Genomic DNA, 13500 nt, shown 5'->3' with positions numbered 1-13500 from the left:
TTTTATGATAATTAATCAAGTGCTCAACTCGGTCCGTTTGATCACTTCCGATCTTGTTACCAAACAATAAAGATACATAAAGGCGGAGTATATCCGAGGAGAGGCGGTATGTAGCAAAAAAGCGTATTTATGCTTTTTCTTTACCACACCTGTTTCCTTTATGAAGGAAGCATACTTTTTTAAATTGTTAACCACTAGATCGTACTGATCAATGTAATTGTGCTTTCCTGCCATGAGTAATAAATTCAGCAGCGATATATTCGCGGATACGTCAAAGGCCTTAGCCCAAATAAGCGATTTCTCTTTCTCGCCAGTGACAAGCTCAACCATTTTTCCCGATACGCTTATCGTTTCAAAGTATTTCGGATTGAAGCTACTCATGCTTACCGAATTATCTCTCACGATGTAATTATACTTTACAACGCCCTCAAAGACAACCTTCTTAGCAGCCAAAAATGCTTTGCACACATAAAGAATGTCTTCATAGATGCTGCCCTCAAATTGAATAGAACGAGCGATATCTAATTTGAATATTTTATTATTTGCGCTATAATCGAAATCGCCTTTTAAAAACATCGACAGGGCGTCTTCATGACCATAGTTAACAGATCCCGCATATTCGCTCGGGCTAACGGTTTTATAAGGAAAGACCACGCGCATACGGCAAACTGAGACGTCAGCATTATTTTCACGGGCATTGTTGATGAGTGTCTCATACATATCCGGCTCGATAGTATCATCGCTATCTATAAATCCAATGTACGCTCCTCCGGCCTTATCCAGCCCGCTGTTCCTCGCGGCGGATACGCCTGCATTTTGCTGATCAATTACGACGATGCGGCTATCCAGTTCTTTATACTTAAGACATTTCTGATAACTACCGTCAGTGGAACCATCATTAACCAATATCAATTCAAAATCGGCAAATGTTTGATTGAGTATCGAACGGATGGTATCATCAATGAAACGCTCTTTGTTATATACAGGAACAATGATGGAAAGGGAAACCATGGTTAATTGATTTAGGTTATTTAACATAGCTGCCAACAATTTCATCATTTTTTACCGGCGTCATTGGATATGAGACAATCAGCGCGATCATAGTTACCACTAAAAGTAATATACGGTTATCCCAAATCGAGTACACGGTATTAAATTCAACGAGAAAGCATATTAAAGACGCTACAAAAAACGATATCCTGTAATCTACCCAGCCTATTATTTTATATATCATACCGGTAATTACCGGTACGGTCAAAAAGAACATAAAAATGATAAATCCCGTAAAACCTAATTCGACCATTATCTTCAGATAGCCGTTTTCAGGCTGACTGAAATACAATAATTCGCCCTCATTGATTTCCAGATACTGATCTTGCGCGTGGCGCATGACATACTTTTGATAATTCTCCATACCTATCCCTAAATAGGGGTGTTCTTTTGATATCTCTATCGCTTTTTCCCAAATTGATTTTCGAAACAGGTAATCCTCCGATATATTGGCCGTCCTCGCAAAAACGCCCTTGTTGGGGGCTACAAACATATAAGCAGCGGCGACAATAAATATTAGAAAAACACCATATATCCGGTACTTGTTAGCTGCCATAAAAAAAACAACCAGCAAACCTACGATGAACCCTCCGAAAGCGGCCCTGCTGCCTGCCAAAAAAATACCGGTAATAGAGAGCGCGAATAAAATATAGTTGATGCTGAGATTTTTTTTGGTAGCGTCTTTGGCATTGAACAGAAAAACAAAACACCCCATAGCCAGGAACTGCCCGCTTGCTTGCGAATCATAAAACACCCCGGGATACCTGATCAAATTAAGAGTAGCGTCAAAAGTATTTGGCCCGAGTTCCGGATAAAAGGTAAATCTAAGACCTACTACCCATTGGATAAACAGAAAGATCAGGGCGGCTGTATAACTTATTTTTACGGCTTTGACCGCCCGCGCCTGGAAAGATGGGTCAAGGTAACATTCCTTAATAAAAAACCTTGCATATATAAACACAGGAAAGATTTTGACCAGGTTGAGGAATGTTTTGTCCGGAAATTCTGAAGCCAGCCCGCCAATGAGAACAATGACAGAAAACAGAACGAACAGGACGAAATAAAAATTGGTCCTGTTCTTTTTGTCTATGGTTAAAAAGTCTTTCAACAGGAATATCAAACAATAGTAGCTTATCGCATCAAATGTTTTAAAACCTCCCCAAGCTTCTTTAGTTATCTTCAGATCCATTAAAGGCAAAAAAAACAATACAAAAAGCAAGCAGGATTGAACCGTATTCCCCTTAAAAAAAACGTTTAGCAAGAATAATACTAACGTTACAACCGGTAAAATAAAAATAAGGTTGTTTGACATTTGTATCGATAGGTTAACCGTTAAATGAAATGGCCGGAACTACTAAAAGCGATTTAAAAATAATTTCCATTTTCTTGTCAGCGCAGGCTGATTTGACTTATGCGTATAGTAGCTGGTATCATAGCTATAACCATATCCATATTTTCCGGCCGTCACCCCGTTAAAGATCACATTCATTTTGGGAAGCTTCTCATCCTCATAAATCTCCCTGATAAAAGACAACTCTGACCGGCTGGTTTCACCCTGCCGGATAATATACAGCGAAACATCAGTTACCCTGCTGATGATTATCGCGTCAGTTACCAGGTGCACCGGCGGGCTGTCGATAATAATATCATCAAACGTTTCCCTTAAAGCGTCTAATAACTGTTCCAAACGGTCTTTTTCCAGCAGCTCGGAAGGATTTGGCGGAATATCCCCACTGCTTAAAACAAATAGGTTTTCGATGTTCGTTGCCTGAACAATATCATTGACTGACATATCAGAAGCGAGATACTCACTTATCCCCTGATGTTTCTTATCTAAATTGAATATAGATGATATTTTTGGCCTGCGAAGGTCCATTTCCAGGATCACTGTCCTGCGACCGGTATTAGCCAGTGATACGGCCAGGTTAGAACTTATAAAGCTCTTACCTTCATTAGACACACTGGAAGTAAGCAGGGTGACCCGCCCCCTGCCCTTTTTATTTTCATGCAAATAATGCAGGTTTGTTCTCAAATACTTGAACTGCTCACCAATAATGTGGTTATTATTCGTGAAAATTGACGTGTCTTCATCATGCTTTGAAAATTCGCTCAATACCTTTATCCCAACAGCGGATTGGATCTGGTTCCTGTCTACGACCTTATTTTTCAAGGCGGATCTAAAAAATATCAGTAGAAAAGGTAATCCAAAACCAGCTAATAACGCGATCGCCAATATTAGCGACATCTTTGGCCATACCGTATCTTCAACGTTTGCCTTATCCACGATCCGGGCGTCCGCGAGCGTTGATGCATAGCTCAACGACACTTCTTCCTTCTTTTGCAGCAGATAAACGTAAAGGTTTTCTTTGATAGATTGCTGCCGTTTTTTCCCTATAAACTGCCGTTCCTGACCCGGGATATTTCTTATGGATGATTCAAACTTATTATTGAAAGATTGCAGTTCTCTTTTAGCTGCAAGCAGGGAGGATTTAATACTACCGATATTTTGTTTGATCGCGATCTTCGTTGTGTTGATCTGCCGTTCTAAAGGCTCAAAAACAGGGTTGCCGATAGGTGTGGTAGCCAACAAGGCAGACCTCTTGAGCTGTAACTGGGCAACTTTGTCTATCAGGCTGTTTAAAGCAGGGTCGGAGATCCCAACCGTTGCCGGTGGGTTTTCATTGTTTGATGTGGAATTTACATATCGCTCGATCCCATCAATAATATTCAGCTGGACGTTTACTTCGTTTAATTTATTATCATTCGCCTGTACATTTTCCAGATAAACCTTCGACTGCGAATTAATATCTGTCAGTCCCTGGCTGCTTCTGTAACCTTCCACTTCATCCTCCGCCGAATTCAATTCACCCGTTAAGGATGCGAGGCGATCATTTATAAATCTTAACGTACTTTCCGTTGATCTCTTTTCTTCCGAAGAAGTGACTTCGTTATAAGATTTGATCAGATAGTTAACGATAAGCTTGCCTCTTTCCGGCACCTCATCATCTAAAAATATACCGATAGTAGGTGTCGCTTTATCCAGCAAATGAATATCAAGCGCTTTAACATATTCATTGGTAACCTTACTGGCATCCTTTACAACTACCTTTATTTTTTTTCCAACATATCCTTTGGTAAATTCAGTAGGTTTTAACATCCATTTTCCGAAGTCATTATTTACAACTTCATTGAACTTAAAAGTCCGGCTGTTCCCGTCACCCGCTGTTACCTGGTAGCTGCCCTGGTCCTTTATGAGGATCTCAAAAGCTTGTTCAGTTTTCAGATCAAGTTCCTGTAATGCCAGGAACTTGACCGGAGATGTTTTATAGATATCCTTAGCCATACGCCAGGAATCACCGCTTTTATAGTTTACCCATAAACTCAGATCAGTGACTACCCGGCTAACTAATTCCGATGACTTTAAGATCTGAATTTCTGTTTCTGCATTTTTAGGAGCACTTGACTGATCAAGCTCCTGCAGCGCTGTTTTTTCCTGAGGGACTTTCTTTTCATCCTTAACCAGGATCGTAGCTCCTATTTTGTACACCGGGTTAACGGATTTTACATAAATGTATGCGGCTGATAAAGCCAGGATAAGCCCAAGTAAAAATATTGGCCAATGATAGATGTATTTGGCCAATACTGTTCGTATGTCCGCAAACCGGGCGTCATCCTCCCTTCTACCTGAAGATCTGTTGTTATTCATGATTGTTATCGCCTAAATAAGGAAATGGTGATCGCTATAACTGATAAAGCCGATATGATCAAACTGGCATTTTGATAGCCTTTATCACTTACGGTAGATAATTTTGATTTACCTGGCGTTACGTAAATAAGATCGTTGGCTTTAAGATAGAAATAAGGAGATTGAAAAAGCGTCTTCGAAGTCAAATCGACAGGGATGTATTCTCTTTTAGCGTTGATCTCTCTCACTAATATGACCCGGTCACGTATCGCGGTTATATTCATATCGCCGGCTAAACCTAAAGCTTCAGTGATGGTTAGTCTTTCGCTTGGGCTGGTATAAACATTTGGTCTCAAAACATCACCAATTACAGCTACTTTGAAATTCATCACCGTAACTGTTACCGAAGGTGCGCTTAAGAAAGGCGCAAGTTTATGCTCTAATTGTTCTGAAAGTTGCTGGGAAGTCAAACCGGAAACTTTTACAAAACCAAGCAGAGGCAGTTTAACCTCTCCTTTCTGATTAACCGTATAGCCGTAATTGGAGTTACTGGTATTGGCACCCGCATTTTGAATATTGTTGCTAAAAACAGCATCGGCTTCAGGGTTTTTACTCGAAACACTTATGGCCAACTGCGTATGCGGCTGAATTGTCAGATCAGTATAATTACTGATATCTTCGCTGGTTACTTTGGCCATGTTGACATCTTCAAAATACGGGATTTTTTTGTAAGAGTTGCAAGACGACTGGATCAGCAGGGTTGCCAGGCAGGCAAATGAAAGCAATAAAAATTTTGGTTTGATAAATGTGTTACTCATGATTTTTTACTGAAGGAATAATTAAGCAAGTGGTTAAACGATATTTATAAAATGAATGAATTTAATTTGCAGTTAACTTATCACAGTAAAATACTCATTACTGTTACCGAGGCAGACTGTATGCAACATTAATGCCAAGCATACCATAGCTTATTTAAATGGCCGGTCGCTTTTAATCACTTTTCAGTTAAACTTGATAAAATAATATTGCTTATAAGTTGTTTATTTGTTTGTCCGGCTTTGATGTATTTGGCCGCATGTTAGTAATTAAGATGAGATACTTCTGTTTATTTTTATTCCTCGCCATTAACACTACAGCTGTCACTGCCAGGAACTATTATGTGAACGCTACCCGTGGAGATGATAAAAGTAAAGGCGTTAGCCCTGATAAACCAAAAAAAAGCATACAGAGCGCAGCAAAACTTACCAGGCCGGGCGACACAGTTTTTGTAATGAACGGCACCTATACAAACGACTGTGCCAGTTGTAACGTTCTGGACATATCAAGAAGCGGAAGTAAAAACAGGTACATTATCTACATGAACTACAAGGGACACGCCCCTGTCATTCGCTTTAACGGGTGGGCGGGTATCTCTATAAAAAGCGGGGTCAGCTATATAAAGGTATCCGGGTTTGAAATAATAGGGAACAACGCGCAGGTTACGCTTAAACACGCCCTGCAGCAACCGGGTGGCTGCCAAAATAAAAAGGGCAAATTTGCCCCCCAATTTAACGGAAACGGCTTAACGATTGAAGGAAAAAACGGCAAACATTCCCATCATATAATTATTGCCGGCAACAGCGTGCATGATTGCGGCGGCGGCGGCATTGGTGCAACACAGGCAGATTATATAACCGTAGAAGACAACCTGGTCTACAACAACTGTTGGTATAGCTTGTTTGGGACAAGCGGAATAGCTTTTTATCAGTTCTGGAACTCAAATCATACTAATGGTTACCACAACTTTATTCGTAGAAATAAGTGTTATAATAATAATTCTTTTGTTCCCTGGTTCAAAACATGCGAGATAAATGACGGTAACGGAATTATTATTGACGACTTCAGAAACCGGCAGAATGGATCAAAGCTAGGCAGATACCGTTCAAGAACTTTGATCGAGAACAACGTATGCTGGTATAATGGTGGAACGGGAATACACTCTTTTCAGAGTGATCATGTTGATATGATCAATAATACTGCCTTCTGTAACTCTCAAAGCAGCGGGCTGAAAGCAGGCCAGATACTTTCCGGAATGGGCGACGATAACAAGATCGTCAATAATATATTGATATCCGATGCAAATGTTATTTTGAACTCCAATTATGCTAACAGTAACCTTATTTACGAAAACAACCTGCATTATAATATAACCAATCCCTCAAGGGCGGTGATCAGCATCACCAGTCCTTCGTGTATATATGAGGACCCATTATTTGTTAGCCCTGTAAATAGTATCAAAGCGAATTTTAAACTAAAGAGCAAAAGTCCGGCTATTGATCATGGAAATCCTATCAGCTATAGTTCCACAGACTTCGAAAAAACGCAAAGAATAAAGGGCAAACCTGATATCGGTGCTTATGAGTTTTAATGCGGATATTTTTCTCGGTAGCCGCCATTTGTAAAAAAAATGTTAATCTTTAATTAATAATAAAAGCCTTATTAACGTTTAAAGGCAGGTGACCTATCGTGTAGGAAGTTTTTTCTCACAACGTAGAAAAAAATTCCCGCGGGACTGCGGGCTATTCTAAAATTTTAAAACCGACCGCAGACACCACGCTTCCGGCTTGTTAGCCCCCTTACACAGCAGTAATTCTTTCAGTAAACGGTTCCCGTCTGGTACTTCACATTTTAGTTTATCCATTAGGAACAGGAGGAAGCAGGGTCCGAACTGCCCGGTATCTTTTACGCATAACAGCATAATATGATTATTGAGGAATAAAAAAGACACATTGGGTTTTATTTCCCCGTCTGAAGTTTAAAATCCCATCATTTAAGCTGAAAGTTTTTTTAGTATGATAATTGCAAAGACCATTGTCATGGAATCTAGATACTTGTACTTATTACGATTTATCCTCATACTGACAGACCTAATACTTATAAATTTTTGTTTTTTTCTTGGTTTCTATTTAACGAATAAATACTACCGGGTTATAGACCTTTCCATGTACAGGGATAACGTGGTAGTGTGCAATTTGATCTGGATCATTTGTACCAGTATAGTCCGGATGTATTCCGGGAACACACTGCATAAGATCGAAGCCATATTCAAAACGACCTGGCGCGGCGTGGCATTACATATATGCTTTTTCCTGGCTTACATGTTTTTTACGAACATGTTGAATTTTCCGAAAGCCTTTTTCGTTCTGTTCTACTTTCTGACCATCTTAAGCTTTATACTCAGTCGATTTACCGGCACCGCCTTCCAAAATTTATTGAACGACAATTTTGAGTTACGTAAATCAGTAGCGGTCATCGGAATGAATAATGGCGGCCTGCATTTAGCGGAATATCTTTCTAATCAATCTACCATAAATTTCAGAGGTTTTTTAGAAGAAGAGACCGCGATGGTAAATGAGCGCGGTGAATTGATACTATCATCTTCTACCCAACAGTTAAAAAAAGCGGTCAGCTCTGGAATAAACGAATTATACGTTTGCGTCGATACGAATAAGATGGATGATCTTAAAGAGCTGATATCAGAAGGCGAAAAGCATTGTGTACGCCTAAACTTTGTCCCAAATTTCACCGATTTTCAACAAGACTTTAAGTTTGATAAACGGGGTAACTTCATGGTACTCTCTGCTCGAAATGAGCCTTTGGAGTCGATAGACAACCGCTTCAGAAAACGCGCGTTTGATATCATTGTAAGCGCCCTGGTTATCCTATTTGTATTGAGCTGGTTATACCCTATTTTGGCCCTTATTATAAAACTCCAGAGTCCGGGACCCATAATTTTTAAGCAATTGAGGTCCGGTCGTGATAACACCCCCTTTTGGTGCTACAAATTCAGAAGTATGCGGATGAACGATGGTAACGGGCACAGGCAGGCAAGCCGTAACGATGACCGGGTCACCTCTATCGGACGTTTTATGCGCAAAACCAGTCTTGACGAGTTCCCTCAGTTCTTTAATGTCCTGCTTGGTCATATGAGCATTATCGGCCCAAGGCCTCATATGTTATCTCATACCGAGCAATACCGCGTTATCATAGATAAGTATATGATCCGTCAGTTCTTAAAGCCCGGCATCAGTGGATGGGCCCAGGTGAGCGGCTTCAGGGGAGAGACGAAAGACGCCAAACTAATGGAAATGAGGGTAGAACACGACATTTGGTACATGGAGAACTGGTCATTAATGCTTGATATAAGGATCATCTTCCTTACCGTTATAAACATTTTTAAAGGGGAAGAGCAGGCATACTAACCGCGGACGATAAGTAATAAGAAGGACGCGATGTTTGAAATATTACAAAACGATATATATAAGCGCCAGTAGTCCAATAACCATTAAGTTACCTATGATAACGATCGCTATTATTCCGGATTTGGAACTTAGCCAGGAATGACTTATTGTTTTCGAATCTTCCATGAACCTTAGTACGACGTATATTAAATTTAGTTACACTAATTTCATTTTTTTTCCAGTAAATTAAACACAATGCGAGAAAGTGATCCGTTCGAGATAAATGTTTTCTTCAGCAACTTTTTTATTACACAAGTTACTTACTGCAAATGTTATTGTGTTTCTTGTTTTTACAGGCATAAATTTGCTGACAGTATAAGCCCGGTTAAAAACCTTATGAGCAAGTTGCTTAACTATGAAACATTTAAGCGTCGATCACCGTAAAATAACTCCATACAGGAATAATGCAATACTGATTGAACGGGATGTTGTACTTTTAAACTGTTAAATCATGACAGCAGATAAAATGGTGATGAAATATGAGTTTATTTGAGAGTTACCTGTTTGATAATGACACGCCTAACCTTGCACAAGTAATTAACACCGCCAACGCCGGCGTATGGGAACTGGATGATCTCACTAAAAAAGTAAGATGGTCGATCGGTTTTTACAGGATCCTAGGGTATGAACCCGGGGAAATTGAATGCTCCTACTCAAATTTTACCGACAACCTGATCTATTACGAGGATAAAAGTATTTTCTTAAAATCCGTAAATGACACGCAGCACAACCAGTTGGATGTTGTGTACATACGGTTATTAACAAAAAGCGGCTATGAGTGGTTTCAAAGCAACACCCAAAAGCATAGCGATAAACTTACCGGAACGATCATCAATATCCATCAATTTAAAGTTTCGCAATTCAAGCTAACTACGGATAACCGGCTGGTAACCGAAACGAACCAACTGGTTAATTTAGGCAGGTGGGAAATTGATGTAGCTGCTAACAAGCTTTATTTAAGTAACGAAGCACTGGATATTTTTGAGCTGAAACAGCATATTACAGAAATAGAGCAGTTAGTTAGCTTTTTTGAACCGCATAACCAATCGCAAATAAACAGCGCGATTCAAACCTGTATCACAAATTGCCGGCCCTTCGACTTCGACCTTAAAATGATAACGGCCAGAAACAATGCGATATGGGTTAAATTAAAGGCTGTAGCTAACATCGATCATTACGGTAAATGCTTTGTCATAAAAGGAATCATACAGAATATCGACCATAGCAAGCAAAATGAAAACAAACTAAAGTCATCGCTTAATATCGTTAATCAAAAAAATAAGCGTTTAGAAAACTTTGCCTACATAGTTTCCCATAATTTGCGATCATATATAGGGAATCTACAGATCATGGTTAATCTTCATGAGGAAACGGATGAAGACCGGCCCGAAGTATTTGGCCATATAAAAACGATCAGTAGTACTTTAAATACCATGATCGAACATCTAAACGAAATCATTAAAATAGATTCCGAAAAAGATAACGCAAAGACATTGATTGAATTCGACTTACTTTTCAAAAATATAGTAGGCGCGTTGCAAACTAATATTGAGGCTGCCCATGCCACTGTCAGTTACGATTTCAGCAAGTGCAGATCTGTTGAGTATCTACCGGCCTACCTCGAAAGTATTTTCCACAATCTTTTGACAAATGCTTTAAAATATCGTCATCCCGAACGTGACGCGATAATTAGATGTGAAAGCAAATTTGAAAACGGGCACTGCTATTTAATTTTTGAAGATAACGGGCTGGGTATAGACATGGAGCGATATGGGAGCAAGATTTTCGGCCTGTATCAAACCTTTCATAGAAACAGTGATGCACAGGGGATCGGACTTTACATCACCCGTAATCAAATTGAAGCGCTTGGCGGAGAGATTAACGTGGAGAGCACTTTAAACGTAGGTACCCGCTTTATTATAAAACTTGTATAATAAGGGTGTAACCATTTAGATACCGTATCCGTATATAAAACACGCATGGATAACACAATACAGACGGTCTGGATCATAGACAATGATGAAATTTACAAATATGCTTTTCGCAAATTTGTAAAAATGAAGGGATTATGTTCAGACATAGTAGATTTTGGTAACGGAAAGGATGCTATAGATTTTCTGACAGACCAAACAAGCGGCGATAAGTTACCTGATGTGATTTTTCTGGATATTGACATGCCGGTAATGGATGGTTGGGAGTTCGTTAAAGCTTTCGAACATATTAAACCGCGCCTACCCAAACGGATCCCGATTTTCATGGTCACTTCCTCTATCGATTATGCGGATATCGTAAAGGTGCAAAATCATTCAGCTATTACCGATTATATTATAAAGCCGGTAAATGCGCAGCAGTTCTCCTTTATTTTTTCGGTAGGTTTAAGTAAACAATCTGCCTGACCATTATGGTAATATAACCGGCCCATTCTGATAGTAGGCTTTAATCGCCTTACGTAAGTAGCCGCCATCATCATCCGCAGTTTCCGTAGCGCCGGTTATTCCGTCACCACGGGCATCCATAAAACTCGTGCAGTCGCTTGCACCTCTTCCAAACAAAAAGGCGATCACGCCGGCCTGCCCATATTGGGCTATTTTCTCTGAGTTTCCATTATTAAGTACTGGCTGCAAAAAATACTCCGCCCGATTATCTTTATAATGCCCGCGTGAATTATTACAGGTCCTTGTAAGAGAATTGCCAATGGGAATTTGCCATAAAATGATTTTTTGCTTTGTTTCCAGGTTCAATCTTTTAAGGTATCGTTGAAACCGGTCAAAATCACTCAGGTAATTATTGGCTTCATTACTTTGTACTGACCATAGGGTGTTCATTTTCCCACTTACAATTTGATCATATCCGGCGTCCCTGTCAGAAAACTCAGAAAAGATGAGGTCAAACCGCGCGTTTAATGATTTGTAATAAGCAGCGGTTTCCATAGCTAATTTTTCGGGGTCAGCTTTACCCTTTATCAGATCATAGCCTGTAGCCCATTGCGAAGCGTGCCAGCCTAATAACACATTAGGCGCGTACTTATTCCGCATAGCCACGATAGCCTGTGAAAGGCCGCGAGCATCGTTTGAAAAAGTTTTAACGTCTGCATTTTTACTACTGCTGACCATGATAACACTTTTGGAGGCATCGTTTCTGTACATCTGCATGTAACCTAACAGATCGGGTTCGTAATGGATAATAACAGTTTTACCATACTCTTTACATATCTGGAGTAAAAATTTCCAGTCAGCAAAGTATTTATTCATTACCTCAGGATCGGTTAAGTTACTAAAGCCCGGGTCCTGGTAACGACCTTTGGCAGGCACGATGTTGTAATAACTAAATACCGGAACCTTTCCCATTTTTCCGGTTTGCTTTAAAAACGCGCGGGCAAACTCGCCTGTGGGTGAATTCCATGTCGTCCATCCATTTGAGAAAATGTCACCTGCCAAATATTGATATTGATAATCAGCTTCCTTAATAAATTGAGCGCTCTGAGAAATATCACCCTCCGTACCGAAGGCCACACGCTTAGGCAAGGTTGAAAGTGCAGTTGAGGCACCGTTTGCTATATTTTCAACCTCGGTATCCGTCTCCCTCGCTATGGTTGTCTCCTTTGGTACCTCTGTATCTGTATTGCTTTTTTTGCAGCTGGCGAATAATAAAAGGGCGATGAATACGACTGTACGTTGCATAATGTCAATGATTAACTCGCCGGTTTACGTTTGTATAGACCATTTTGTTGCACCGAACCGGAAGGTACAAGCTTTTACAATTAATTTAATAATATTGCATCTTATAATATTGTTAATGAAAAAGGCTTTAATAACGGGCATAACTGGCCAGGACGGCGCATATTTAGCTGAGTTTTTACTGAAAAAGGGATACGAGGTACACGGCATTAAACGCCGGGCGTCATCTTTTAATACAGACAGGATAGACCATTTGTACCACGACCCGCATGAAAGCGGCGTTAAATTACATCTGCACTATGGCGATCTTACTGATGCTATGAATTTAACCCGGCTTATCCAGGAGATACAGCCGGATGAAATATATAACCTTGGCGCCCAAAGCCATGTTAAGGTAAGTTTTGATTCTCCCGAGTATACCGCTAATACCGATGGTATTGGTGTATTACGTATACTGGAAGCAATTAGGTTATTAGGCCTTACCAAAAAAACACGTTTATACCAGGCATCTACATCAGAACTTTATGGTTTGGTGCAGCATGTCCCGCAAAGCGAAACCACCCCTTTTTATCCACGATCACCCTATGCGGTAGCCAAACTTTACGGCTACTGGATCATTGTGAACTACCGCGAAGCATATCAAATGTATGCCTGCAACGGTATATTGTTTAACCACGAAAGCCCTATACGCGGCGAAACTTTTGTTACCCGTAAAATTACCCGCGCCGTTGCCAAGATCAGCTTAGGCCTGCAGGATTGCCTGTACGTAGGCAATTTATCCGCTCAGCGCGATTGGGGCCATGCAAAG

The 13500-nt window shown here is 40.2% G+C and carries 10 protein-coding genes; 5 read left to right on the top strand and 5 right to left on the bottom strand.

Translation table 11 applies throughout. The features are described from left to right. Window positions 1–15: 15 nt before the first annotated feature. The 4 genes from NPE20_RS00050 to NPE20_RS00035 all read right to left on the bottom strand — a co-directional run bounded on the left by NPE20_RS00050 (window position 16) and on the right by NPE20_RS00035 (window position 5553). Entirely contained in the window at window positions 16–1059 is a 1044-nt protein-coding gene (locus NPE20_RS00050; protein ID WP_256536543.1) for a glycosyltransferase, read from the bottom strand. After that, window positions 1028–2239: an O-antigen ligase family protein gene (locus NPE20_RS00045; RefSeq protein WP_256536542.1), complete on the bottom strand. Its 1212-nt coding sequence runs from the start codon at window positions 2237–2239 to the stop codon at window positions 1028–1030. The genes NPE20_RS00050 and NPE20_RS00045 overlap by 32 nt, the downstream gene beginning before the upstream one ends. Window positions 2240–2404: 165 nt before the next feature. Next, the gene (locus NPE20_RS00040; protein WP_256536541.1) at window positions 2405–4756 is read right to left on the bottom strand and encodes a GumC family protein; all 2352 of its coding nucleotides are present in this window, start codon (window positions 4754–4756) and stop codon (window positions 2405–2407) included. 5 nt (window positions 4757–4761) lie between these two features. Next, complete coding sequence (locus NPE20_RS00035) at window positions 4762–5553, bottom strand: polysaccharide biosynthesis/export family protein (RefSeq protein WP_256536540.1); 792 nt, start codon at window positions 5551–5553, stop codon at window positions 4762–4764. A 272-nt stretch (window positions 5554–5825) separates the two neighbouring features. Between NPE20_RS00035 and NPE20_RS00030 the strand changes: the two genes are divergently transcribed. The 4 genes from NPE20_RS00030 to NPE20_RS00015 all read left to right on the top strand — a co-directional run bounded on the left by NPE20_RS00030 (window position 5826) and on the right by NPE20_RS00015 (window position 11411). Continuing rightward, window positions 5826–7142: a right-handed parallel beta-helix repeat-containing protein gene (locus NPE20_RS00030; RefSeq protein ID WP_256536539.1), complete on the top strand. Its 1317-nt coding sequence runs from the start codon at window positions 5826–5828 to the stop codon at window positions 7140–7142. A 424-nt stretch (window positions 7143–7566) separates the two neighbouring features. Continuing rightward, window positions 7567–8976 carry an undecaprenyl-phosphate glucose phosphotransferase gene (locus tag NPE20_RS00025; protein ID WP_354003213.1) on the top strand — a complete coding sequence of 470 codons (1410 nt, stop codon included), beginning with the start codon at window positions 7567–7569 and terminating at the stop codon, window positions 8974–8976. A 518-nt stretch (window positions 8977–9494) separates the two neighbouring features. After that, complete coding sequence (locus tag NPE20_RS00020; protein WP_256536537.1) at window positions 9495–10949, top strand: PAS domain-containing sensor histidine kinase; 1455 nt, start codon at window positions 9495–9497, stop codon at window positions 10947–10949. 45 nt (window positions 10950–10994) lie between these two features. After that, a complete protein-coding gene (locus tag NPE20_RS00015) occupies window positions 10995–11411 on the top strand; it encodes a response regulator (protein WP_256536536.1) in 417 nt (138 codons plus the stop codon). Between the two features lie 3 nt (window positions 11412–11414). On the opposite strand, the gene NPE20_RS00010 is transcribed toward NPE20_RS00015, so the two are convergent. Further along, complete coding sequence (locus NPE20_RS00010; RefSeq protein WP_256536535.1) at window positions 11415–12695, bottom strand: hypothetical protein; 1281 nt, start codon at window positions 12693–12695, stop codon at window positions 11415–11417. 115 nt (window positions 12696–12810) lie between these two features. Here NPE20_RS00010 and gmd point away from each other — a divergent pair. After that, window positions 12811–13500, top strand: a 690-nt coding sequence (gene gmd, locus NPE20_RS00005) for a GDP-mannose 4,6-dehydratase (RefSeq protein ID WP_256536534.1), incomplete at its 3' end; no start/stop codon positions are given.

Source organism: Mucilaginibacter aquariorum (assembly GCF_024498135.1).
GTDB lineage: Bacteria > Bacteroidota > Bacteroidia > Sphingobacteriales > Sphingobacteriaceae > Mucilaginibacter > Mucilaginibacter aquariorum.
This window is presented reverse-complemented; position numbering and strand designations above follow the sequence as displayed.

Coding starts and splice junctions, on each gene's coding strand:
- NPE20_RS00035 (WP_256536540.1), bottom strand. CDS start 5,553: ATGAGTAACACATTTATCAAACCAAAATTTTTATTGCTTTCATTTGCC.
- NPE20_RS00030 (WP_256536539.1), top strand. CDS start 5,826: ATGAGATACTTCTGTTTATTTTTATTCCTCGCCATTAACACTACAGCT.
- NPE20_RS00045 (WP_256536542.1), bottom strand. CDS start 2,239: ATGGATCTGAAGATAACTAAAGAAGCTTGGGGAGGTTTTAAAACATTT.
- NPE20_RS00010 (WP_256536535.1), bottom strand. CDS start 12,695: ATGCAACGTACAGTCGTATTCATCGCCCTTTTATTATTCGCCAGCTGC.
- NPE20_RS00020 (WP_256536537.1), top strand. CDS start 9,495: ATGAGTTTATTTGAGAGTTACCTGTTTGATAATGACACGCCTAACCTT.
- NPE20_RS00040 (WP_256536541.1), bottom strand. CDS start 4,756: ATGAATAACAACAGATCTTCAGGTAGAAGGGAGGATGACGCCCGGTTT.
- NPE20_RS00050 (WP_256536543.1), bottom strand. CDS start 1,059: ATGATGAAATTGTTGGCAGCTATGTTAAATAACCTAAATCAATTAACC.
- NPE20_RS00015 (WP_256536536.1), top strand. CDS start 10,995: ATGGATAACACAATACAGACGGTCTGGATCATAGACAATGATGAAATT.
- NPE20_RS00025 (WP_354003213.1), top strand. CDS start 7,567: ATGATAATTGCAAAGACCATTGTCATGGAATCTAGATACTTGTACTTA.